General features: G+C 66.6%; 24 protein-coding genes. 17 read left to right on the plus strand and 7 right to left on the minus strand.

The features are described from left to right. Positions 1–3: 3 nt before the first annotated feature. Entirely contained in the window at positions 4–345 is a 342-nt protein-coding gene (locus M2299_RS00490) for a hypothetical protein (RefSeq protein ID WP_032974574.1), read from the minus strand. Positions 346–546: 201 nt separating this feature from the next. Between M2299_RS00490 and M2299_RS00495 the strand changes: the two genes are divergently transcribed. From M2299_RS00495 to M2299_RS00520, 6 genes are all read left to right on the plus strand, one after another. Then, the gene (locus M2299_RS00495; protein ID WP_280883628.1) at positions 547–2,169 is read left to right on the plus strand and encodes a ShlB/FhaC/HecB family hemolysin secretion/activation protein; all 1,623 of its coding nucleotides are present in this window, start codon (positions 547–549) and stop codon (positions 2,167–2,169) included. Between the two features lie 37 nt (positions 2,170–2,206). After that, the gene (locus M2299_RS00500; RefSeq protein ID WP_280883629.1) at positions 2,207–3,991 is read left to right on the plus strand and encodes a MotA/TolQ/ExbB proton channel family protein; all 1,785 of its coding nucleotides are present in this window, start codon (positions 2,207–2,209) and stop codon (positions 3,989–3,991) included. Between the two features lie 10 nt (positions 3,992–4,001). Beyond that, positions 4,002–4,415, plus strand: a complete 414-nt coding sequence (locus M2299_RS00505) for a biopolymer transporter ExbD (RefSeq protein ID WP_025874382.1) — start codon at positions 4,002–4,004, stop codon at positions 4,413–4,415. 3 nt (positions 4,416–4,418) lie between these two features. After that, positions 4,419–5,120, plus strand: coding sequence for a cell envelope integrity protein TolA (locus tag M2299_RS00510; protein WP_280883630.1), 702 nt, complete (start codon positions 4,419–4,421; stop codon positions 5,118–5,120). Positions 5,121–5,162: 42 nt separating this feature from the next. Continuing rightward, a complete protein-coding gene (locus M2299_RS00515; RefSeq protein ID WP_280883631.1) occupies positions 5,163–6,902 on the plus strand; it encodes a putative porin in 1,740 nt (579 codons plus the stop codon). 96 nt (positions 6,903–6,998) lie between these two features. After that, positions 6,999–7,328, plus strand: a complete 330-nt coding sequence (locus M2299_RS00520) for a hypothetical protein (protein WP_025874385.1) — start codon at positions 6,999–7,001, stop codon at positions 7,326–7,328. Positions 7,329–7,406: 78 nt separating this feature from the next. Here the strand turns inward: M2299_RS00520 and M2299_RS00525 are convergent, their stop codons facing one another. From M2299_RS00525 to M2299_RS00540, 4 genes are all read right to left on the minus strand, one after another. Continuing rightward, positions 7,407–7,805 (minus strand): OsmC family protein, encoded by a 399-nt coding sequence (locus M2299_RS00525; RefSeq protein WP_025874386.1) that lies wholly within the window; start codon positions 7,803–7,805, stop codon positions 7,407–7,409. 80 nt (positions 7,806–7,885) lie between these two features. Continuing rightward, the gene (locus M2299_RS00530; protein ID WP_280883632.1) at positions 7,886–8,527 is read right to left on the minus strand and encodes a hydrolase; all 642 of its coding nucleotides are present in this window, start codon (positions 8,525–8,527) and stop codon (positions 7,886–7,888) included. A 79-nt stretch (positions 8,528–8,606) separates the two neighbouring features. Beyond that, positions 8,607–9,287: a hydrolase gene (locus M2299_RS00535; RefSeq protein ID WP_280883633.1), complete on the minus strand. Its 681-nt coding sequence runs from the start codon at positions 9,285–9,287 to the stop codon at positions 8,607–8,609. 69 nt (positions 9,288–9,356) lie between these two features. Beyond that, positions 9,357–10,223, minus strand: a complete 867-nt coding sequence (locus M2299_RS00540) for a pirin family protein (protein WP_280883634.1) — start codon at positions 10,221–10,223, stop codon at positions 9,357–9,359. Between the two features lie 150 nt (positions 10,224–10,373). On the opposite strand from M2299_RS00540, the gene M2299_RS00545 reads away from it, so the two are divergent. The 9 genes from M2299_RS00545 (at position 10,374) to M2299_RS00585 (ending at position 20,471) form a co-directional block, all read left to right on the plus strand. Further along, complete coding sequence (locus M2299_RS00545) at positions 10,374–11,300, plus strand: LysR family transcriptional regulator (RefSeq protein ID WP_280883635.1); 927 nt, start codon at positions 10,374–10,376, stop codon at positions 11,298–11,300. A gap of 122 nt (positions 11,301–11,422) precedes the next feature. Further along, positions 11,423–11,926 (plus strand): RNA polymerase sigma factor, encoded by a 504-nt coding sequence (locus tag M2299_RS00550; RefSeq protein ID WP_099784331.1) that lies wholly within the window; start codon positions 11,423–11,425, stop codon positions 11,924–11,926. 82 nt (positions 11,927–12,008) lie between these two features. Continuing rightward, positions 12,009–12,962 (plus strand): FecR domain-containing protein, encoded by a 954-nt coding sequence (locus tag M2299_RS00555; RefSeq protein ID WP_280883636.1) that lies wholly within the window; start codon positions 12,009–12,011, stop codon positions 12,960–12,962. Between the two features lie 275 nt (positions 12,963–13,237). Beyond that, complete coding sequence (locus M2299_RS00560; protein ID WP_280883637.1) at positions 13,238–16,348, plus strand: TonB-dependent receptor; 3,111 nt, start codon at positions 13,238–13,240, stop codon at positions 16,346–16,348. Positions 16,349–16,404: 56 nt separating this feature from the next. Continuing rightward, positions 16,405–17,169, plus strand: a complete 765-nt coding sequence (locus M2299_RS00565) for a Slam-dependent surface lipoprotein (RefSeq protein WP_099784327.1) — start codon at positions 16,405–16,407, stop codon at positions 17,167–17,169. Positions 17,170–17,259: 90 nt separating this feature from the next. Next, the gene (locus M2299_RS00570; protein WP_280883638.1) at positions 17,260–18,720 is read left to right on the plus strand and encodes a porin family protein; all 1,461 of its coding nucleotides are present in this window, start codon (positions 17,260–17,262) and stop codon (positions 18,718–18,720) included. A gap of 96 nt (positions 18,721–18,816) precedes the next feature. After that, the gene (locus M2299_RS00575; protein WP_280883639.1) at positions 18,817–19,158 is read left to right on the plus strand and encodes a type II toxin-antitoxin system prevent-host-death family antitoxin; all 342 of its coding nucleotides are present in this window, start codon (positions 18,817–18,819) and stop codon (positions 19,156–19,158) included. 3 nt (positions 19,159–19,161) lie between these two features. Continuing rightward, positions 19,162–19,815 (plus strand): hypothetical protein, encoded by a 654-nt coding sequence (locus tag M2299_RS00580; protein ID WP_099842614.1) that lies wholly within the window; start codon positions 19,162–19,164, stop codon positions 19,813–19,815. Positions 19,816–19,850: 35 nt separating this feature from the next. Beyond that, positions 19,851–20,471 (plus strand): hypothetical protein, encoded by a 621-nt coding sequence (locus M2299_RS00585; protein WP_059064307.1) that lies wholly within the window; start codon positions 19,851–19,853, stop codon positions 20,469–20,471. A 50-nt stretch (positions 20,472–20,521) separates the two neighbouring features. On the opposite strand, the gene proP is transcribed toward M2299_RS00585, so the two are convergent. Further along, complete coding sequence (proP, locus tag M2299_RS00590; RefSeq protein ID WP_025874399.1) at positions 20,522–22,009, minus strand: glycine betaine/L-proline transporter ProP; 1,488 nt, start codon at positions 22,007–22,009, stop codon at positions 20,522–20,524. Between the two features lie 587 nt (positions 22,010–22,596). Between proP and M2299_RS00595 the strand changes: the two genes are divergently transcribed. Both M2299_RS00595 and M2299_RS00600 read left to right on the plus strand, forming a co-directional pair. Then, positions 22,597–23,013, plus strand: coding sequence for a host attachment family protein (locus tag M2299_RS00595; RefSeq protein WP_025874400.1), 417 nt, complete (start codon positions 22,597–22,599; stop codon positions 23,011–23,013). Between the two features lie 5 nt (positions 23,014–23,018). After that, positions 23,019–23,342 carry a thioredoxin family protein gene (locus M2299_RS00600; RefSeq protein WP_100436397.1) on the plus strand — a complete coding sequence of 108 codons (324 nt, stop codon included), beginning with the start codon at positions 23,019–23,021 and terminating at the stop codon, positions 23,340–23,342. Positions 23,343–23,440: 98 nt separating this feature from the next. Here M2299_RS00600 and M2299_RS00605 read toward each other — a convergent pair whose 3' ends face one another. Beyond that, entirely contained in the window at positions 23,441–23,689 is a 249-nt protein-coding gene (locus M2299_RS00605; RefSeq protein ID WP_280883640.1) for a hypothetical protein, read from the minus strand. Between the last annotated feature and the right edge of the window lie 98 nt (positions 23,690–23,787).

The raw sequence follows: 23,787 nt of genomic DNA on the forward strand, positions 1-23,787 counted from the left end.
GGCTCAGCGCGCTGGACGCTGCGGCACCACCGAACGCCCGAACGCATCGCCCATGCGCTGCCGCGTGCCCTCCAGGTTGTACTGCAGCAACTGGTTGCCGGGCTTGCGCATCAAGCGCTCGGCCTCGGGAAGATTGGGATGGAGGGCGTTGTTCTCTGCCGGCGCCAGCTTGCGTTGCAGGCAGTCCCAGGCGGGGATGCGCTCGCCATTGACCTGTACTTCGATGCATGGCGCTGCATCTGCCTGTTTGGCAGCCTGGTCGGCCCGCGCCCAGGGCGAAGCCAGAGCCAGAACCAACGTCAGGCAGAGGGCAGGGCGGTTTGGCGTAAGCAGAGTGGTGTGCATCCTGAATCACCCGAGGCAGCAAGCGCTTTGCAATGAAGACGTGTGCCAGGCGAAGTGTCCGCCTGCGCCTGTTTCAGCATCGTCAACAGATGACAGTGCTGTCACAAAACTGTTGGCGGTTTTGACGCGGCCTGCACGTCCTGTTGGTAGACCCACGCGCCGCTCCCTGGCCATTCCCTTCGATACGACGCGATGCCTTCGATGACTCCCGTTCCGTGCCGTGCCGTTCGCCTTCCGCTGCGCCTGCATCCCTTGCTGCTGGCCCTGGCGTCGCTGCCGTCTCCAGCGTTCGCGCAGGACGCCGCGCCAGCGCCCACGGTGAACATCAACGAGTACATCGTGCGCGGCAACACCGTGCTCGATGCGCGCCAGATCGAACGCGCGGTCGAACCGTTCCTCGGCCCCGGCAAAACGCTCGCCGATGTCGAGAAGGCGCGCGATGCAGTCAACGCGCTGTACCAGCAGGCCGGCTACCAATCGGTCTATGTGGAGCTGCCCGAGCAGCAGGTCAACGCGGGCGTGGTGCTGCTGAAGGTGCAGCAGACGCCCATTGGCCAGCTGCGCGTGGTCGGTGCCCGCCATGACTCACCCGAGCGCATCCGCGAGCGGGTGCCGTCGTTGGCTGAAGGGCGCGTGCCCGATTTCGACCAGGCACAGAAGGAACTGACGGCGCTGAACGAAGGGGGCCGCCGCCAGGTGATGCCATTGGTGCGCGAAGGCCAGGTGCCGGGCACCATGGATGTGGACCTGCAGGTGGAAGAGAAGTCGCCCTGGCGTGCCAGTGCGGCGCTCAACAACGACCACAGCGCCGATACCGAGAAGCTGCGCCTGAGTGCATCGCTGGCCCACGACAACCTGTGGCGGCGCGGCCACAGTGCGAGCATCGGCGTGTTCATCGCGCCGGAAGACACCCACCAGGCAAAGGTGTTCTCCGCCTCCTACACCGTTCCCTTCGAGGGCACGCCGTGGAGTCTTGAGGCATCGGGCTACACGTCCGACAGCCGCGTACTCAATGCCGGCGGACAAGGCGGCGCAGGCACGGGCACCGGCACCAACGTGATCGGCAACGGTCATTCCATTGGTCTCAAGCTCAACTACCGCCTGCCGGGCAGCAGCGCTTGGTGGCGCCAGCTCAGCCTCGGCGTGGACTTCAAGGACACCGAAGAAGACACGCAGATGGGCAAGGACAGCCTGAAGACGCCCTTGAAGTACGCACCGGTCACGCTGGCCTTCGTCGGCGTGCGCCAGGGCGAGCACGATCAGCTGAGCATCAACACGCAGCTGGTGGCGGGAACCCGGCGTCTGTTCGGTTACGGCAGCAACGCCACCGATTTCGGTCAGAAGCGCTACTGGGCCGATCCGAGTTTCGTGGAGTTCAAGGCCGATGTCTCCAACACGCACACCTTCGGCAACGACTGGCAGTGGTATGCGCGTGGCTCGCTGCAGGCGACCGATGCACCGCTGGTCTCGGCCGAACAGTTCGCCGCCGGCGGCATGTACACCGTGCGCGGCTACCTGTCGGCCGAAGCGATCGGCGACTACGGTGGCCTGGCCAACCTGGAATGGCGCACCCCGGCGTGGTCGCTGTGGAGCGGTACCGACCTGCGGCTGTACAGCTTCGCCGACGCGGCCTACCTGCGCCTGCGTCAGCCGCTGCCGGAACAGCGCGACAAGTACAACCTGGCGTCGGTCGGGCTGGGCGCGCAGCTGCGCCTGGGCGAACACCTGCAGCTGCGCCTGGACTACGCCTGGCCCTACGCCGATGGCCCGGTTACGCGCAAGGACGACCCGCGGCTGCATTTCAACATCAGCACCAGCTACTGACCCTTCCCTTGAGATGCGTTCTCTGGAGACCTTTTGCATGGACCGTCTGCTTTCCCGAATGTTGCTGCTGTTGGCTGCGCTGATCGCGCTGCCCGCGGCCGCGGCCGATGCCAACTGGTGGCAGGCCGAATGGAAGTACCGCAAGCCGATCACCGTCGATGCAGGCCCACAGGGCGCGGGGTTGGCCGGCAACCCCGGGCGTACGCCGCTGCTGCTGCGCCTGCATACCGGCAACTTCGGTTTTGATGGCACCCAGGAGGGTGGCAACGACCTGCGTTTCGTTTCTGCCGACGGGCGTACGGTGCTGGCCCATCAGATCGAGCAGTTCGACCCGAACCTGGGCCTGGCCCTGGTCTGGGTGGACGTTCCGGCACTGACCGCCAGCGCGCCGCAGACGATCTGGATGTACTACGGCAATGCGAAGGCACCAGCCAGCGGCAACGGCCAGCAGGTGTTCGATCCGGACTACACGCTGGTCTACCACTTTGCCGAAGCCAATGCGCCGGCGCGTGATACCACGGCCTACGGCAACACGGCCGGTGCGGTAGTGCCTGCGGCGGAAAGCACGGTGATCGGGCGTGGCGTGCAGCTGGGCGCTGGTCCACTGCCGCTGCCGGCCAGTGCTTCGCTGGCACAGGAAGCGGGTGCGCCGCTCACTGTTTCTGCCTGGATCAAACCGGGCGCGCTGACCACCGCGCAGGCGATCTACGCCCGGCGCGATGGCAGCGCAGAGCTGGTGGTGGGCATCGACAACCGGGTGCCGTTCGTGCAGCTCAACGGTCAACGCAGCACGCCGGCGCAGCCGATTCCGGAAGGGCAGTGGGCGCATGTTGCGGTTACCGCCGAGAAGGGGTCGCTGCAGCTGTATCTGAACGGTCGCGTGGTGGCCCAGCTCAGTGGTGAGCTGCCGGCACTGACCACCGCAGCGGTAGTGGGTGCCGATGCGCCGGGCGCGGCGCAACCGCTGGCCAACTTCGATGGCGCGCTGGATGAACTGCGCATCTCACGCGTAGCACGCCCGGCGGCGCTGCTGCTGGCAGATGCCACCGCGCAGGGCGCCGATTCGCGCCTGATCAGCTACGGCGCCGACGAGCAGTCGGCCGGGCAGAGCCACTTCGCCTTCATCCTCAAGGCGATGCCGTTCGATGCCTGGGTGGTGGTCGCCATCCTCGGCCTGATGATGCTGTTGTCGTGGGCGATCATGATCGCCAAGAGCCGTCATTTCGGCCGCACCAGCAAGGCCAATGCGGTGTTCACCGAGAGCTTCAGCAAGCTCTCCGGCGTGCCGCTGCGCACGTTGTCCGAGATGGACCGGCAGGGCAAGGTACCGACGGCGATGCACGACGGCTCGCTGTGGCGTATCTACCAGGTGGCCATCGATGAGATGCAGCAGCGTCATCAGCGCGATGGCAACTCCGGCTACCTGAGTGCGGCCACCATCGCCGCCATCCGCGCGTCGATGGATGCGGTGATGGTGCGCGAACAGGAAGCGATGGCGAGGCGCATGAACTGGCTGTCGACCACCATCGAGGGCGCACCGTATGTCGGTCTGTTCGGCACCGTGATCGGCATCATGCTGGTGTTCGTGGTGGCGGCGATGGCCGGTGCGGTGGACATCAACTCGGTGGCCCCGGGCATGGCGGCAGCGCTGCTGTGTACCGCCGCCGGCCTGGGCGTCGCGATTCCTGCGCTGTTCGGCTACAACTGGCTGGGAGCACGCGCCGAAGCGATCGGCGCCGACATGGCGGTGTTCATCGACGAGTTCGCCGCACGCCTGGCCGAAGAGCAGGACGGGCGCGGCCCGGCCGTGGTCCAGGGCTGAGGGGCCGGCCATGGGCTACAAGGCGAAGTTCGGCATCAAGAAGCGCGAGAAGGGCATCAACGTGACGCCCTTCGTCGACGTGCTGCTGGTGGTGTTGGTGATCTTCATCCTGACCAGCAACGCCTCCATTCCCGGCATCGAGGTCAACCTGCCGAAGGCCAGCAACAGCACCGCACTGGAGAAGCCCAAGACCAAGGCGATCACCATCGATCCCAGTGGCCAGGTGTTCCTGGATGCCTACCCGGTGACGATGACCGAGCTGGAGGACCGCCTGCGTACCGAACGGGCAACCTCGCCGGATTTCCCGGTGATCGTGCGCGGTGATGCGCAGGTGCAGTACGCGCGCGTGGTCGAGGTGCTGGATCTGCTGCGCCGGCTGGAGCTGGCCCAGGTCGGCCTGGTCACCGGCAAGGCGCAGGGCTGAGGCATGGCCGGTCATCGACCACCCCTGCAGGAGCCCGGTACGCGCGGACGCCAGTTGCTGGTGACGATCGCGCTGGTGCTGGCGGCGCTGCTGGTACTGGGTGTTGCCGTGTGGTGGCTGCTGTTCAAGGACACCGCCAGCACCCGCCGGCCGGTGGTGCAGCCGCCGATGCTGGCGTTGCCACCACCGCCGCCGCCTCCACCACCACCACCGGAAAAGCCGCCTGAGCCGGAGACGCCGCCGGAAGAGACCGTGCCCGAGCCGGAGCCGCTGGAACAGCGAACGCCGGCCGAAGAACCGACGCCGACGCCGGACAACGCCGACCCGGTGACCATGGACGCTGATGCACAGGCCGGTGGAGACAACTTCGGCATCCAGTCGGGCAGCGGCGGTGGCTCGTCCGGCGTTGGCCGCGGCGGTGCCGGCAACGCCAGCTATGGCCGCTACCTGGGCTATCTGATGCAGCAGGCGATTTCGCGCGATGCGCGGGTCAAGCGCCTGGCGTTCCAGCTGCAGGTGAATGTCTGGCTGGCGCCCGATGGCCGGCTGGAGAAGGTCGAGCTGGTGCGTGGCAGCGGCAACGAAGAGGCCGACGTGGCCGTGCTTGAAGCACTGCGACAGATCGGCAAGGTCGACCAGATGCCACCGGCGTCGCTGGATTTCCCCGCGCGCGTGCTGATCCAGGGGCGCCGTCCCGGCGCCTGACCGATGACTTCCGTGATTTCCCTTCTTTCGATGAGAACCGTGATGAACGACCACGACCGCGCTCGAACCGCATCCCGCCGCCCACGGCCGGCCCGACGGGCGTTGCTGTGCTGCGCCGTACTGCTCAGCCTGGCCGCGCCGGCCGGTGCGATGGCTGCCGAAACCACCATGGTCAAGTTGATCAAGGGGCTGATCGCCAGCGGCGCGCTCAAGCCCGAAGACGGCCAGGCCCTGTTGGTGCAGGCCGAAGCAGAAGCGGCGGCTGCGCAACGCGGCACCGCGGTCAGCACAGCCAGCAGCGGCGGCGTGGCGCTGGAAGCCGGCGACGTACGTGTGCCGTACGTGCCGCAGAGCGTGCGCGATGGCATCCGTGATGAGGTACGCCAGGACGTGATGGCGCAGGCCAAAGCCGAGGGCTGGGCCGCGCCGAACGAGGTGGCCGAGTGGACCAAGCGCATCAAGGTCAGCGGTGACATGCGTGTGCGCAGCGAATCGCGCTTCTACTCCGAGCGCAACAGTGACATCGAGACCAACTGGGCCTCGGTGAACGCCGGCAACGGCTTCGATACCAACAACAACACCAACCTGCAGCTGCCGCCGCTGCTCAACACCCGCCAGGACCGCCGCAATCTGTGGCGCATCCGCGCACGGCTGGGCATCGAAGCGACGATCGGCCAGCACACCACCGCAGGCGTGCGCCTGGCCAGCGGCAGCAGCAACGGGCCGGTGTCCACCACCGAACAGCTTGGCGGTGGCCTGGGCAAGAAGGACGTGTGGCTGGACCAGGCATGGCTGGCCTACAGCCCGGCCGACTGGGTGACGGTGCGCGGCGGACGCTTCGGCAATCCGTTCTGGACCAGCGACACGCTGTTCTCCAACGATCTGAACTTCGACGGCCTGGCGGCCAATCTCAGCTACGACCTCGCCGAGGACGTCGGCCTGTTCGGCAACCTGGCGGTGGTGCCGTTGGAGTACACTTCCGACAGCGCGCCCAGCCAGAGCCGGGTGAAGACGCCCAACGAGAACAAGTGGCTGTCCGGTGCGCAGGTGGGGGTGAACTGGCGCTTCAACGATGACAACAGCCTGCGTGCGGCGCTGGGCTACTACGATTTCAAGAACATCAGTGGTCGCCTGTCGTCTCCCTGCGCGCTGTACGCCGGCGCGGTCGGTTGCGATACCGACTGGTCGCGGCCGGCGTTCATGCAGAAGGGCAACACCCTGATGCTGATCCGCGACATCGCCCGCAACCCGTTGGATCCGGCCAACACGCCCACGCCGCAGTACGTGGGCCTGGCTTCTGCCTTCCGCCTTGCGACCTTCAACCTGCGCTGGGATACACAGCTTGCGCAGGACATCGGCATGCGCCTGGATGCGGACTACATCCGCAACCTGGCCTATGACAAGCAGGCCATGTTCGCGCGGGCCAACAACGGCATCGTCAACAACTACGGTGCCGGTGGCAGTGCCAGCATCGACACCTTCCGCAGTGGCGACACCGCCTGGATGCTGCAAGCCACCATCGGCGCCACCGAACTGAAGGAGAAGGGGCAGTGGCAGGCCCTGCTGGGCTACAAGCGGATCGAGGCCGATGCACTGCCCGATGCCTACAACGATCCGAACTTCCACCTGGGCGGCACCAATGCGCGCGGCTACTACGTGGGCGGCGCCTATGCGCTGGACGCGCGCAGCTGGATCAGCGGCAAGTGGATGGCGGCCAAGGAAGTGTCGGGCCCGCCGTTGTCGATCGATGTGTTCCAGCTGGAGTTCAATACCGGTTTCTGATCGGACAGCGTGATCGCAGTCACGACACGTGTGGCGGGGGTGCGGCAATGCGCCCGTCTAGGAAAGGAGACCACGCGTTGCACAAAGGAGGAGTGGATGAGCCGTCGCAAACTGTTCGAGAGTTCCGAGCCCGCCGCGCAGGCACTGGGCATCGGGCCGGCCTATGTCTCGGTGGAGGGGTTGCGCCAGCACCTGGCCGAATTCCTGCTGTATGCGGGGCGGCCGGTCGTCATCATGCGCGGGCGCAGCGAGGTCGGCTATTTCCTGCCGGCACGCTGCTGGCGCCAGCGCGAGGATGATCCGCTGGCTGCCGCCGCGGCCGATCAGCTGCTCGATGCCGCCGGCTTCCAGGTCGAAGACATCCAGCAGGTCGAACAGGAGTTCAACGCCATGCGCCAGCGAACCGTGCTGCATTCGCGGCGTTGAAACCAGGGCCGCGGGGCATGGCCCGGCGCTACCTGATGGCGCCAGGCTCCTCCGGTAGCGCCGGGCCATGCCCGGCGATCAGGCAGCAGCCCCGCGCTCGCTGGTGATCCGTGCACCTTCGCGCATCACCAGCGTCACCGGGGTCTTTTCCACCACCTCCAGCAAGCGCTGCCACTGCGCATCGCTCAGCTCGGCGGTGGCATGCAGCACGCGGTGCACATGGAAGCGTCCATCCGCATCACGTTCGGAACGCAGCTCGGCGTGGAACTCGCCCAGCTCCCAGCCCTTGCGCTGCGCGTACATGCGCAGGGTGATGGCGGTACACGCGGCCAGCGAGGCCAGGTACAGGTCGAACGGGGCGAAGCCCTTGCCCTGGCCGCCGAGCGAAGCGGGTTCATCGGCCGCGACATCGAAATGGCCGTTGCTGATGTGGTGCAGGTAGTTGTCGGCGGTCGAAACAATGCGTGCGTAGGCCATGGGAATTCCCGGTGGTAGGGCCGAGCCATGCTCGGTTGCAGGAAAAGGCGGCGCCAGCCGGAGCCGGAGCCGCCAAGGAATCACTCGGTATGATCGTACGAGAACTGGATGCCGGCCGTGCCACCGGTTTCGATGAAGAGATTCATGAAGGCCGGCACGGTCTCCGCCCGTACCCAGTCGCGCTGCAGTTCGCAGAACAGCTGCGTCACGCTGATCAACTGGCCGCCGGCCTGTTCGATGCGGCGCAGCGCGGCATCATGCGCGGCCAGCGACGTGCCGCCCACCGCGTCGACCACCACGTAGACCTCATAGCCTTCCTTCAGCGCATCCAGCGCGGGGAAGGTCAGGCAGGCTTCGGTCCACAGCGCGGTCATGATCAGTTTCCTGCGGCCGGTGGCCTCCACCGCCTTGCGGAACTCGACATCTTCCCAGGAGTTGATGGTGGTGCGGTCGTAGGTCGGGTAGTCGCCCAGCACCTTGCGCAGCTGCGCGATCGGCGGCTTGTTCAGGCCGGTCTGCACGTTCACGGTCGAATGCACGATCGGCAGGCCGTAGGCGACCGCCGCCTTGGCAGTGCCGACGATGTTGTTGACCAGCAGCTGGCGGTCCATCGAGGCGATGGAGTTCACCTGTACCGGCTGGTAGTCGATGATGATGAAGGCGGAATTCTGCGGGGTCAGCAGGTGGTCGCTGACGGGGTCACGGATCGGTTCGCTGGCCATGGGGGTGTCCTGGTCGGGGTTGGCTTGCGGTGGTGCCGGCGGCGTGCCGGCAGGCGGAAATCGCCGTGGATGCAGCGGCTCAGCTACGCTGCGAATCCAGCTGCTCGTGGTTCCTCTGCACGTCCTGCGCTTTCTGGTAGCTCTCGATCAGCAGCTGGTAGTTGGGGAAGATCTGCGTGTAGATCGCGGCCCAGTGCTGGGCGTCCTCGCGGTTCCAGGTGCGCTGGATTTCCGAGGCGACCGCAGCGGTATCCATCGGCACCACACCGGCCTGCACCACGCGCGCCAGGGTGATTTCCTCGGCCATCTTCGAATAGGTGCCGGAGGCATCGACCACAGCGAACACCTGGTAGCCGTCGGCGACGGCGGCAATCGAGGGGAAGGCCATGCAGACGCTGGTGATGGTGCCGGCAATGATCAGCTGGCTGCGGCCGGTGGCCTTCACCGCGGCGACGAATTCGGGGTTGTCCCAGGCGTTGATCTCGCCGCGTCGCGCTACGTATTGCGCATGCGGTGCGGCGTCATGGATCTCCGGGATCAGCGGGCCGTTCGGCCCCTGCGGTACCGACGCGGTGGTGATCACCGGCATCTTCGCCAGCGTGGCCATCTTCGCCAGGGCGGTGGCGTGCGCGCGTACTGAAGTGAACGGCATGTCACCGATGGTCTGGAACAGGCCACTCTGGTGGTCGATCAGCAGCATCGCGGCGTTGTCCGGGTCGATCACCGGGCGGGCGCCGTTGAAGTTGGCGGGGGCACTCATGGTCAGTCTCCTGGGGAGGGGGCGAAGGCCCGGAATGCGGCGGGTGGTTGCCCGCCGCAATGCAGTGGATCAGTGCGCGATCTGGCCGAAGCGGCCGCCGTTGAAATCGCTGACGGCCTGGCTGATCTCGGCCTGGGTGTTCATCACGAACGGGCCATAGCCCACCACCGGCTCGTCGATGGGTTCGCCGCTGAGCAGCAGTACGGTGGCGTCGCTGTCGGCGTCGATGAACACGTCTTCGCCGCTGCGGTCGAAGGTCACCAGCTGTGCTTCGCCGACCGCCTGGCCACCGTTGATCCGCACCGTGCCCTTCAACACCACCAGCGCCAGGGTGCGGCCGTTGGCCACCGGCAGCTCGGCGTGCTGGCCCTGCAGCAGGCGGATGTCCCACACGTCCATCGGGGTATGCGTGCGGGCCGGGCCGGCATGGCCATCGAATGTCCCGGCGATGACGCGTACGCGGCTGGCACCGTCGGGCAAGGCCACTGAAGGAATCTGCGCATCGAGCAGGGTCTGGTAGCCCGGTGCGCCCATCTTGTCCTTGGCCGGCAGGTTCACCCACAGCTGCACCATGTCCAGGGTGCCGCCGCGCTTGCTGAACTCCGGCGTGTGGAATTCTTCATGGAGGATGCCGGAGGCAGCGGTCATCCACTGCACGTCACCCGGGCCGATGGTGCCGCCGGCACCGGTCGAGTCGCGGTGGGCCACCTCGCCTTCGTAGACGATGGTGACCGTCTCGAAGCCGCGATGCGGATGCTGGCCGACCCCGCGCGGGGTCTCGCTGGGCGGGAAACTGTACGGCCCGGCGTAGTCCAGCAGCAGGAACGGGCTCAGGTGCTGGCCGTGGGTGTTGTAGGAGAACATCGAGCGGGCGGGGAAGCCGTCGCCCACCCAGTGCGGGCGGGGGGCGCTGTAGGTACCGGTGACACGCTTCATGGCGATCTCCTGACCGGGGCAACCGGTCGCTGTTTTTCGTTGCGGAGACGATATCGACGTGACAATGGCCCCGGTAGTCGGCAGAATTTGCCGTCATAGTCCTATTTCGTGAACGATGCAGGCCCGGCAAGGGCCGCAGGAGATCGTCCCGTGTTCATCGCCGACATCCGCCGCTGCGATCTGAACGACCTGTTCTACTTCGCCATGGTGGTCGAGCATGGCGGCTTCTCGCAGGCCGGGCGCGCGCTGGCGATGCCCAAGTCCAAGCTCAGCCGCCGCATCGCCCTGCTGGAGGAACGGCTGGGTGTCCGCCTGATCCAACGTTCCACCCGCCGCTTCTCGGTCACCGAGATCGGCCAGGACTACTACCGGCACTGCAAGGCGATGCTGGTGGAGGCCGAAGCGGCCGAGGAGGCCATCGCGCTGTCGCGTGCCGAGCCACGGGGCACCCTGCGGCTGGCCTGTCCGATCGCACTGCTGCACGCGCGCATTGGCGCCATGCTGGCTGACTTCCTGGCCCTGCATCCGCAGGTGATCCTGCAGCTGGATGCCACCAACCGGCGCGTGGACGTGGTGGGCGAGGGCGTGGATGTGGCCATCCGCGTGCGCCCGCCACCGCTGGAGGACAGCGATCTGGTGGTGCGTGTGCTGGCCCGCCGCATCTGGTGCACCGCTGCCAGCCCGGCCTTGCTCAAGCGCATGGGTACGCCGAAAGTGCCGGCTGATCTGGCGATGATGCCGACCGTGGACCTGGCATCGCCCGCCCAGGTGCATGCCTGGGAATACGCCGGGCCTGAGCAGGTGCAGGCCAGCGTGCACCACCGCCCGCGGCTGGTCAGTGATGACATGATCGCCCTGCGCAGTGCGGCGGTGGCAGGTGTCGGCGTGCTGATGCTGCCGCGGATGATGATCACCGACGAACTGGCCAGCGGCGCGCTGGTGCCGATCCTGCCGCAGTGGCAGCCCAGGCACGGCATCGTGCATGCGGTGTTCCCGTCGCGGCGCGGCCTGCTGCCGGCGGTACGCGCGTTGATCGACTATCTGGCCGAGCGTTTCGAGGCGCTGGAAGAGCCGTAGATCCATGCCGTGCGTGCAGCGTGGCGGATGACCGGGGGTGCAGGATCGGCGGTTGCCGCCTACACTCCCGGTCCGGACCGTCGCCATCACGCCCATCATTCCCCGGTCCGGCCTTGGCACTTATGTCTCCCAATGCCCTGGCGCTGATCGAGCTGTTGATCCGCGAGCGCCGTGCGTTGTCCCGCTTCATTGCCCGCTACCTCGACCCGGCCAGTACCGAGGACACCCTGCAGAACCTTTATCTGAAGGCCAGCAGCGTGCCCGGCGATCCGCCGATCCTGGAACCGCGCGGGTACCTGTACCGCATGGCCTACCACCACGCGCTCAATCGCAGCCAGGCCGACGCACGCGAACGGCGGGCGATGGCGGAGTACGCCAGCGACCTGGCCGATGCCAGCACTGATGGCCAGGCGCAGGCGCTGGACCAGGCCCAGCTGCGCGAGATCAGCCAGACCATCCTGGCGCTGCCGCCGCAGGTGCGCGAGTGCTTCGTGCTCAACCGCTACCTGGGGCTGAGCGAACGCGAGATCGCCGAGCGCCTGGGTATTTCCAAGAGCGTGGTGGGCAAGTACGTGCTGCGCGCGGCCCTGCTCATCCAGCAGCACCAGCGGGGAAGCCGCGCATGACCGGCATGTGCCGTGGGCAGATGCCGCTCGCCGTTGTCTCAACTGTAAGGCGCACCCGTTGGTGGTGCCGCAGGCCACAATCATGACTACGTCCATACCCTCGCCGCGTCAGGCCAGGCAGGCGTTGCGCTGGGTGATACGGTGCAATGCGGGCCGGTTGCCGGAGCGCCAGCAACGCGCCCTGCAACGCTGGCTGCAGGCCGATCCCCGGCATGCCGATGCCTGGCGCCAGCAACAGGCCTTCTGGCAAGGCCTGGATGCCGCCGGCCCGGATGTCCTGGCTGCGCTTCCGGAGCTGACCGCCGAACCCGCGCTGCGGCCGCTGCAGCCGCGGCGTCGGCTGCCTTGGCTGCTGGCCAGTGCGGCGGTGCTGCTGCTTTCGATGACGGTGGCGCCGCACGCGTGGCTGCTGGTCCGCAGCGATGTGCGCAGCGACAACGCGCCGCGCACGGTGCAGCTGCAGGATGGCAGTACTGCCATATTGGATGCAGGCAGTGCGCTGGCGCTTGATTTCAGCGCCGGCCAGCGCCGCCTGCAGTTGCTGCGTGGCAGGGCCTGGTTCCAGGTGGCGCACGAAGCACGACCGTTCCGGGTGGAGGCCGGCGGTGGCGAGATCCGTGACATCGGCACGGCGTTCAGCGTTGCACTGCAGGATGCCGTGGTGACCACCGAGGTCAGCCAGGGCGAAGTGGAGATCAGGCCGGGTCATGTCGCCGCGCAGCGGCTGCAGGCGGGGCAGGCACGCGCGTTCCGTGATGGCCGTTGGCTGCAGCCGTTGCAGCTGGCCGATGTGGAGGCCATCGCACCGTGGCGACGCGGCGAGATCGTCATTGATGATCTGCCTGCGCAACAGGCGATCGAGCGCCTTGCCCGCTATCGGCGTGCGCCGGTCTGGGTTCTGCACGGTCAGGGCGCGCAGGTGGCGGTGAGTGGGTTGTTCCACCTGCAGCAGCCGGATGCGGCGATTGCCGCAGTGGCCCAGCAGGCCGGTCTGCGCAGCCAGCGCTTGCCGGGCGGCGCGTTGTTGGTGTGGTGATGCCACCGGGGTAGCGGGTGGGTTCATCCACGCATGGCGTGGATCTACTGGCGTGATTCGTGTTCATCCACGCATGGCGTGGATCTACTCGGGGGCATGGTAGATCCACGCCATGCGTGGATGATCTGTCGATCAACGAAAAAAACCGTGGGCAGATCCGATCCCACCTTGTCTCTAGTGGTATAGCCAGAGCGAAACCGCGTTTCTTCTCAAGCCAACCGAGCCGCGTGCACCCGAAGTGCGCACGGTCCCGCCACCTTGAGGAGTCACCGTTCATGCCGTTCCCGGCATCCGCCCGTCATCGCCGCGCCACCATCCTCGCCCTGGCCATCGCCACGGCACTGGTTCCCTTCGCTTGGGCGCCGACCGCCCGCGCCCAGGCCGCTACCGCCTCCGTGCGCGCGTATGCCATCCCCGAACAAGCCCTGGCCGACGCAGTGCGCAGCTTCGGTCGCCAGTCGCAGGTGCAGGTGGTGTTCCGCAGCGATCTGGTGGAAGGGCGGCGCTCGCGCGCAGTGCAGGGCCAGTACAGCCCGGCCGAGGCACTGGGCCAGTTGCTGCAGGGCAGTGGCCTGCGCGCGCAGCAGGAGCCGGGCGGTACCTGGACCCTGCAGGCCACCGCCGATGGCGGCGGGGTGGTGGTCACCGACACGCTGAAGGTGGGCGGGCGCCTGCAGGCCGACGGCGGCGAAACACGTGATCGTTGGGGATACGACGACGTGTTCGCGCTCGACCTGAGCACGGCCTATTCCGGTCGCGACCGGGTGGAGCGCTATCGCGGCGCCAACCCGGCCGACGTGGTCAAGGACCTGGTCGGTGTGTTCAGCGGCGACGCCCGCAACAGCGGCGCGCTGGACCTCAACATCCGCGGCATCCAGGGGCCGGGGCGGGTGCCGGTCAGCATCGACGGCGGCGAGCAGGCACTGACCGTATGGCGGGGCTACAACGGCGTCAGCAACCGCAACTACATCGATCCCAACCTGATTGGTGGCATCCAGGTCATCAAGGGGCCAGCGTTGGTGCGCGATGTACACAGCGGTATCGGCGGAGCGATGGTCATCAAGACCCTCGACGTCGACGACATCGTGCCGGCCGGCGAGCGCTTCGGCGGGGAGCTGAAGATCGAAGGCAGCAGCAATGCGGTCTCGCCGCGCCTGCCACGGCTGCACACCGGCGAGGACTACCGCACGGTGGAGGGGTTTCCGCAGTCATCGCCGGCCTCGCCCTATGCTGACCGCACCCTGGTGGTGCCAGTGAAATCGCGCAGTGGTGACAACCCGTTCGATGGCGATGACCAGGCCTGGCGCCTGGCGCTGGGCTGGCGCGGTGAGCGGGTGGACGTGATGGGCGCCTACGCGTGGCGCAAGCGCGGCAACTATTTCTCCGGCAGCAAGGGCAGTGCGTACTACGACCAGGACCCGCGCGAGCAGTACGAATACCAGGGCATCGACTACATCACCACGCTGGCGCGCTACTTCAAGCCGGGTGATGAAGTGCCCAACACGTCCAGCGAACAGGAGTCGTGGCTGCTGAAGGCCACCTGGCAGATCACCGACGACCAGCAGCTCAAGGCCACCTGGCGGCACACGCTTTCGCACTATGGCGAGATCATGCCCTCGCGCATCCTGTCCGCACCGGATTACGGGCGCATCCAGTGGCCGCTCAGCCGGGTTGATTCCGATGCCTGGAACCTGGAATACCGCTGGCAGCCGGCCGGCAGTCGTTGGCTCGACCTGCGCGCCAACCTGTGGCGAACTGAAACCAACAGCGATACCTACACCGCTGGTGGCTTCCCCAACTTCGCCTCGGGCAACCCCGATTGGGATTCCAGCCGCAGTCCGATCCTGCGCAACACCGCCCTGGCCAATGCCCGCAACGACCGTACCGGGCTGACCCTGAGCAACCGCTTCGGCCTGCATTCCACGCTTGACCTGACCGTGGGTGGCAACTGGCAGTACGAAACACTGCGCTCGGGCGATCCGTACTTCGGCGTAACCGACGGCTGGCGCATGTACCCACGCGCCGGTCGGCGCCAGGAAGGCGAGGGCTACCTGAGCCTGGAATGGCGGCCGGTCGAGTTCCTTACCCTCAACGCCGGTGTGCGCTACAGCCGCTACTGGGCGTTCGACGACTTCCTGCAGGCGCATCCGGAGCTGCTGACCCGCAGTGTCAGCAGCAAGGAGGCGCGCTACAGGGTCAATGAGCTGCCACCACGCCCCGCCAGCCTGCAGGGAGAGATCGATGCGATCGAATCGGAGCGTGAGTTCTGGGAAAGCATCGGCATGGGCTCGCTGGTCGACGACCTGCTGAAGAACCTGCTGAGCAAGTACGAAACGCCGGTGCCGGTGGAGCACAGCATCGCCTGGGCAGCGGATGCCGATGGCAATTACACGCGAGCCAGCAACCCGTGCCTCAACGGCCAGGTGGCCGCCATCCCCGGGTTGCTGCCGATGGTGCTCGGTACCGACCAGACCTGCCGGGTGCAGAACGCCGTGCAGGGGCAGGCCGTGCAGGCGCACAACAGCCGCCGCCGCGACCATGCCTGGCTGCCCACGTTCGCGGCCACCGTGCATTTCTCGCCTGCTGCGCGCCTGTATGCCCGCTACACCGAGGTCAAGCGCTTCCCCAGCATGTTCGAAAGCACCATCGCGTTTTCCAGCAGCCTCAATCCGCTGTATCCGCTCAAGCCCGAACACGCTTACAACTACGAGCTGGGTTATGTGCACAACCTCTCTGCGCTGTTCGACGGCACCGCCGATGCGGACGTAAAGCTCAGCTACTACGTACAGAAAACCCGCGATGTGATCGAGCGCGATGCGTATTTCCTGTTCGACAACATCGACAAGCAGACCCTGCGCGGCATTGAGCTGCAGGCGCGCTTCGACAACCGTCGCTTCTTCAGCGACCTGGGCATCGCCCGCACCCTTGAAAACAAAGTGTGCGACGAAAGCACCGCAGTGCAGCTGGATGCCAACCGTGGCCTGGTGCCCAACTGCGTGCAGGATGGCTTCATCGGTGGTTACTTGCTGACCCAGGCCGTGCCGAAGCTGTCGGTGAACCTGTCGCTGGGCACCCGCCTGTTCGACGAGCGGCTGGAACTGGGCAGCCGCATCGTGCACTACCGGCGTCACCACAACCCGGACCTGCAGGCCTACCGCGACCGCTTGCTGGCCGGCGGTAGCAGCCTGCTGTGGCAGAACGTGCCGTTCACCTGGGGAAACATCACCACGGTGGATGCCTATGCGCGCTGGCGCTTCAACGACCACGCCAGCGTCGAACTGGTCGGCAGCAATCTCGGCAACCGCTACTACGTCGACCCGGCCACGCGCTCCACGCTGCCGGCGCCCGGTCGCACCCTCAAGCTCGCAGTCACCGCGCGCTTCTGACGCCTCACCAATTCAAGCGTTGTACCTGTAGTTCCCTCAATCCAAGGAGTTTTTCCATGAAAATGTTCTCCCGCTCCCTGCTCACCGTGGCCGCCACCCTGGCCCTGGCCGGTGCCGCCCACGCTGCCGATATCGTCGGCGCCGCCAGCGCCGTCACCGATCCGCAGTTGAACGTCAACGTCGGCGAATCGCAGGTCAACGGTGGCCCGCACGTCGCTGGCAAGGCCGGCATCGGCGTCGGCACCGTGTCCGGTGGCACCCGCGTGGACTTCCAGGGCCTGAGCGCCTATTCGGCACCCACCACCGTCAACGGCACCACCGTGCGCACCCTGGCCATGCCGATCACCGGCACCCCGGGCAATCACGCCGGCATGGGCCACTTCAACTTCGTCAAGGTGGGCAGCGGCGATGTCTGGTTTGGTGAATGGTCCAAGGATGGCACCGCCGGTGGCTTCAACAACCGCCAGGTCTATTTCGCTGGTGACCGTGCAGGCACCACGTTGCCGGCAGGCGTGGCCACCTACAGCGTGGCGGGCCTGAACAAGTTCAACGGCAGCAACCTGCTGACCGGTGCGTTCCGCGCCGACTTCGGTGCCGGCACCCTGCGCGGCCAGATCGCCGGTGGCGGCCTGACCGTGGGCGTCAACGCTGCCATCAACAGCGCCAATGCGTCCTTCGCAGGCACGGCCGTGGCCAACGGCTCGGTGTCGGGCAGCACCCAGGGCCAGTTCTTCGGTGCCAACGCCGCCACCCTGGCCGGCATCGCCACCTTCGCCGGCAACAGCCAGTACGACACCGCCTTCGGCGGCAGCAAGAACTGATCGCCACGCCCCTGACGGGGCAGGGCAGGGACAAGCCGCGATCCGCCAGTCCCTGCTTCGGCCCGCGATAGTGCTTCAACCGGATCGAACATGCGCCACCTTCTCTTTCTTGTCGTCCTGCTGCTGGTCTGGCCGCTCAACGTTGCCCACGCGCAGCAGGATGACCTGCGCCGTGTGCTCGAGCAGGGCAGCGAGCTGCGTCATCAACAGCAGGACCAGCAGCGCCTGCGCCAGGCCGAACACGAGCGACCGACCATCACCCTCGACGGCCAGCAGTACCGCGTGGAGCGCACTGTCGACGACCTCGGCCAGGCGCTCTATCTCGCGCTGCAGCACCAGCAATGGCAGGCCGCGGCCGCCTTCCTTGCCGAGTACATCGTGCTGCCTGGCAACGATCCGCTGCTGCGCCACTACGCGCAGGGTGCGCTGGCGCGCGTGGGTGGCCAGCACGGCAAGGCCGCGGCTGAATACGAGGCCGTGCTCGCCGCGCAGCCGGACTTCCTGCCGGCGCGGCTGGAACTGGCGCGTGTGTATGCCGAAGACCAGCGCGACCGCGATGCCATCGCCCTGTTCGAGGCGATCGCAGCCGGCATCGATGGCGGCGACCCTGCAACGGCGGGCGTGCGTACGCGGGTGGACGGGTACCTGCAGGCCCTGCATGCACGCCAGCGCTGGAAGGGTGGCATCGCCGCCGGCCCCGCCTGGAGCGACAACGTCAACCGCAGTTCGGCCAGCCGCACCTGCCTGTTTGGTGACGGCACCACCTGCTTCATCGAACGCCGGTTGCCCGATGCACAGGCAGCGTTCGGCCTGGACTACGACGCCAGCCTGGAACGACGCCTGCCGTTGGCCGGCCACCATGGGCTGTACCTGCGCGGGCTGGCGTTCGGCCAGGCATGGCGTGGGCACAGCGACTACAACGAACTCAATGCCAGCGTGCAGGCCGGCTACAGCTGGCGCAGCGCACGGCATACCTTGCTGCTGGCGCCCAGCTACGATTACCAGGGACTCGGCAACCACGCGCTGCAGGGCGGTGCCGGCATGCATGGCGAATGGCAGTTCGCCGCAGATGCGCGCAGCCTGCTGAAACTGGAAGCCGACTGGAAACGCCAGCGCTATCGACAGCAGGGCGTGGCCAGCAACTACGACGGTGAACTGGCGGCGATCTATGCCACCTGGTTCCGCGCGCTCAACCCGCGCTGGACGGTGTTTGCCGGGGTCGACCTGAGTGACAGCAGCGCCGCCGATCCCGCCAATGGCTATCGGCAGCGCGGCCTGCGCCTGGGCGCAGCGCGCCAGTGGAGCGGCACCACGGCCACGGTGTTCGTCTCGCTGCGTGAGCGTGACTACGATGCCTGGAGCCCGTTGCTGGAGGCGCGTCGGCAGGACAGCGAGCAGAACCTGATCGCCATCGTGCGCAGCGAGCGCCTGGCCGTGGCTGGGCTGGTCCCCAGCCTGAGCCTGCGTTACGCACGCATCGACAGCAACGTGGACTGGCTGTACAGCCACGACCGCAGTCTGCTGAGCCTGAAATGGGAACGCGCGTTCTGAGCCGTCGGGCGGGGCGCAAAGGGGGGGAAGTCCATTAATCCCCAATTTGGCCAAATTGGGTATAGTGGCCACATATCCTTCCGCTGGAGCCGTGCCATGACCCTCCCGCTCGACTTGCCCGGCCTCGACAAGGCCCCGGCATCCTCGGTCAAGACCCGTGGCTGGCCCAGCCTGATGCGTACCGTGCGCGAGAAGCAGGCGCTGGTCATCACCAACCACAATCACCCCGAGGCGGTGATCGTGGACATCAAGACCTACCAGGAGCTGTTGGCCAGGGCCAGCGGCAGCGACAGCGAGGAGCGCAGCGACGTGCTGTCGCGCCTGCGCAGCGAGTTCGACCAGGCGCTGGCCGGGCTGCAGCAGGGTGATGGGCTGGGCAAGGTGATGGGCAAGCCGATCCGCCGCGGCCACAAGGTCGCGCTCGGCCGTCCGCTCTGAATCATGGGGCGGATCCTGGCGTTGGCCGGCGTCAACGGCGCCGGCAAGAGTTCGCTGCTCGGTACCTGGCTGGAGGCCGACGGCCTGGGTTGGTACAACCCGGACAGCTTCACCCGGCGCCTGGTGGAGGCGGGCTGGCCGTTGGCCGACGCCAACGCTGAAGCGTGGCAGGAGGGTGCACGACGGCTGCGCCAGGCGATCGCCGACGGCAGTGACTTCGCCTTTGAAACCACCCTGGGTGGCAACACCATTCCGCGCCTGTTGCGCGAGGCCTGCAGCCAGCATGACGTGGCGATCTGGTTCTGCGGGTTGGCCACCGTCGAACTGCATGTTGCTCGCGTGGCGGCCCGCGTTGCCGCCGGTGGCCACGACATCCCGCAGGACAAGATCCGCGCACGCTTCGATTCCGCACGCGAGAACCTGTTGGCATTGATGCCGCACCTGGCCGAACTGCATGTATATGACAACAGCGCGCCGGCCGATCGCTATGGACGTGTTGCCCCCTTGCCGGTGCTGGCGCTGGATCGCCAGGGTCTGCAGTATCCGGTGTCGGTGGTGGAGCTGCTGCACACCCCGGACTGGGCCAAGCCCATCGTCATGCGCGCGATGGAACTGCATGCCGACAGTACGCCGCTTGCCGGCCCGCCTGTGCGATGATCCGAGCCCGCAGATTCATTGATCAAGGAACACGGATGTACGAGCGGAAGCACTGGCAGGCCACTGGCCTGCGCGCGCTGGTGGCGGCCATGGCATTGACGGTGGCGGCACCGCTGCTGGCCCAGGATGCAACGCCGGCCGATGCCAAGGTCGAGGCGCCGAACGAGCCGATGAGCTACGACAAGGCACGCCGCACCGCCGAGGCATCGCTGCGCCTGCACCCGGGCACCGACAGCCAGTACGACTACCGCCCGCTGTGGGCCGGCAATGCCGACCTCGATGGCGACGGCCGCCCGGAGATCGTCTATCTCTACACCGCGACCCAGACCGGCAGCGCGATGCAGCTCAACGAGCTGGTGGTGATGACCCCGCTGGCCGAAGGCGATGCACGGGGCCAGGCCACGTCACCCGGCAAATCCGCCTATGACGACGAAACCTACGCGTTGATCCGCGCCTCGGGCTACGCCGATGACGCCAGCGTGCATATCCCCGGCGAAATGGAAACGATCACCATGGACGGTGACCGCATCCGCGTGACCTTCAACAGCACCCGCAGTTCGAAGCTGTGCGTGCGAGGCAAGGTGGCCTGCCCGCCGGAAGGTCAGCATGCCTGGGTGTATCGCTGGAGCCCGGGCAAGCTGACCCGCGCCGACTAGCCCTGCGCTGACGGCAGCGCCAGGCAATGCCCGGCGCTGCCTCAGCGAACTCAGGCCGGGGTCACCTGTTCCGGTTCGGCCACGTCCGGCAACGGCGGCAGGGCGCGGTCCACCGTGACCGGTGCATCGCTCTTCAACAGCGCGGCCGCCTCCTTGTCGCAGCCCACGGCCGGCGGCGAACCGCGCAGCGGCAGGCCGGCGGTTTCCTTCACGAAGATCATCGTGATCAGGCCGATCACCGCCGCGCCCATCAGGTAGTAGGCCGGTACCAGCGGATCGCCCGTGCGTTCCACCAGCCAGGCGGTCACCAGCGGCGTGGTGCCACCAAACAGCGACACCGACACGTTGAACGCAATGGACAGCGCGCTGTAGCGCACCGGCGTATAGAACAGCGCCGGCAGCGTGGACGGCATCGAACTGGTGAAGCACACCAGCGCCAGGCCCAGCAGCATCAGGCCAAGGAAGATCAGCCCGTCGTTGCCGCTGCCCACCAGCAGCAGGCTCGGCACCGCCAGCACCAGCAGCGCGATGCAGGCGCCGATGATCATCGGCCGCCGGCCCAGCTTGTCGCTGAAAAGGCCACCCACGATGTTCAACGGCATCATCACCAGCATCACGATGATGATCAGCAGCAGGCCCTTGCTCTCCGCATATCCCATGGTCACGCTCAGGTAGCTGGGCATGTAGGTCAGCAGCATGTAGTCGGTCACGTTGAACACCAGCACCAGGCCCATGCAGACGATCAGCTGGCGGCCGTGCACGCGGAACAGGTCGACCAGGCCGGGGCGCTCATGGTCGCGCTTCTCGGCCTCTTCGGCGAAGGCGCGGAACGCTGGCGTTTCCTCCAGCCGCATGCGCATGTACAGGCCCAGCAGGCCGAGTGGGCCGGCCACCAGGAACGGAATGCGCCAGCCCCAGTCCAGCATCTGCTCGCTGCTCAACAGCATGTGCAGTGCAGTCACCGTGCCGGCACCGGCGATATAGCCGCCCAGCGTGCCGAACTCCAGCCAGCTGCCCATCAGGCCGCGGTTGCGGTCGGTGGAGTACTCGGCGATGAAGGTCGCCGCGCCGCCGTACTCGCCGCCGGTGGAAAAGCCCTGCACCACGCGGGCGAGCAGCAACAGCACCGGCGCCCAGATGCCGATGCGTTCATAGGAGGGAATCAGGCCGATGGCGAACGTACCCAGTGCCATCATGATCATGGTGAAGGCCAGTACCTTCTGGCGCCCGTAGCGGTCGCCCAGTGGCCCGAAGACCATGCCGCCCAGCGGGCGTACCAGGAAGGCCACAGTGAACGTGGCGAATGCGGCGATCACCTGCGCGGTGGGGTTGCTGGACGGGAAGAACACCTGGCCGATGGTGACGGCAAGATAGCCATAGACACCGAAGTCGAACCATTCCATCGCATTGCCCAGTGCAGCGGCGCCGACGGCGCGCTTGAGCATGGGTTTGTCGACAACGGTGATCTCGTCGACCTTCAGATGGCGGCGGCGTTTGAACCAGCCGAAATGGGCATGGGCATCGGAGTTGTCCTGCATGGGGACTCCCTTGGAAGAATGGAAATGGCGTTGGAATGGGCGGTACGAATGTCCCGGAATTCGGAAACGGCGATGCTGGCGCAGCAGGCGCAGGGGCATCGGATGGAAGACCCGGAAGGGGGCGAAAGGTGTGTGCGATGAAACGCCGCGCGCGCAACACGCATTGCCCGCTGCCAGAACGCAGAGCGACATGCGGGACGAACGGATGGGTCCGATTACGTGTCAGCGCACGCGCGGGTGGGGCAGGCGCAGGGAACAGGCGGGGCAGGGCCCGCAGGCGTCATCCGCCGGGATCCAGCGCGAGGCGATGGAAAGGCGAGGGAGAGGCAATGATGGAAAGCGAAGCGCCGGTCGGCAGTGCTTCCCGCAGGCCAGCAACAGGCGCTGACGTGCAGTGGGTCGTGTCGATCATGCGTTCATGATAACGGTTACAGTGTGAGCGTGCCGAGAATCGCGCCAGTACGAACGCAGCGTTCCATGATGCCTGTTCATGCACATGACCCACGCACATCGAATGAACATGTTGTGCTCGCCTCGCTCACGCCACGGCTTTTACGGTGGTCGCGAACCAACGCAAGGAGTAACGCATGACCCGTCGCATTCCCGAAGGCACCCTGGTTATCGTCGCCGATGGTGGCTCGGCCCGCGTGTTCACCAACGTCGGCAACGAGCACAAGCTCACCCTTAAACAGGAAGGCGAGCTGCGCCTGCAGGACATCAGCGAACAGGGTGTGTCCGGTCAGGGGCCATCCGGTGCGGTGCCCAAGGACATGTCGATCTCGCAGCTCAACGAGGCGACCTTCGCCAAGCAGGTGGCCGAGCAGCTCAATGAAGACGCGCTCAACAACCGTTATGCGCATCTGGTGCTGATTGCCGATCCCACCACGCTGGGCCGCATCCGTCCGTTGCTGCACAAGGAGACGCAGGCGCGCTTGCTGGCCGACATCGCCAAGGATCTTACCAACGCGCCGCTGGAAGACATCCAGCGCACGCTGCAGGCGTAACCGGCATGCCCTTCATGCGTGACCATGTGGCAGCCGAGCCGGCCCGCGCGGAGGTGGATGCGCAGGCCGGTTGGCTGTTGCTGGAATTCGGTGCACCGTGGTGCGGCCACTGCCAGGCTGCACAACCGGTATTGCAGGCCTTCGTCGAGGCACATGATCTGCCGCACTGGAAAATCGAAGACGGCAAGGGCAAGCCGCTGGGCCGCTCGTTCCAGGTGAAGCTGTGGCCGACCGTGATCCTGCTGCGTGATGGCACGGAAGTTGCGCGCGTGGTGCGGCCGGTGGATGCGGCGGATCTGGCCACACTTGAAGGCGCGCTGCCGGATTGACCGGCTCCTGTAGAGCCGAGCTCATGCTCGGCTTGCTCCGTCACCAACCGTAGTGCTCGATCACACCAGAGTCGAGCATGGGCTCGGCTCTACACGCGTCAATGCAGTGTCACCCGCACATGCTGCTCGCGCAGTTCATGCAGCAACCGCCGACCATGCTGGCTCAGCGCCATCATCGCAACCGTGATCTTCTGCAGGTTGTAGCCCGGGCGCAGATGCGCCTGTGGGTCTTCCGGTTCGTTCTCGCCGATCATCATCGCCATGCCCTCGGCGGTGTCCAGGGCGTGCTCGATGCGGAAGAACAGGGATTCCATTTCCGGGGTCAGGATGGGCGGTTCATGCGACATGCGATGGCTCCTTGAAGGACGTGGCCACCGGAAGGGTGGCGGGCGGTGCGGGGTTGGAACTTCGGCTGAGCTTTGGGAAAAGCCGGAGGGCCATGCGG

The organism is Stenotrophomonas sp. 1278, from assembly GCF_029892765.1.
GTDB classification, from domain to species: domain Bacteria; phylum Pseudomonadota; class Gammaproteobacteria; order Xanthomonadales; family Xanthomonadaceae; genus Stenotrophomonas; species Stenotrophomonas indicatrix.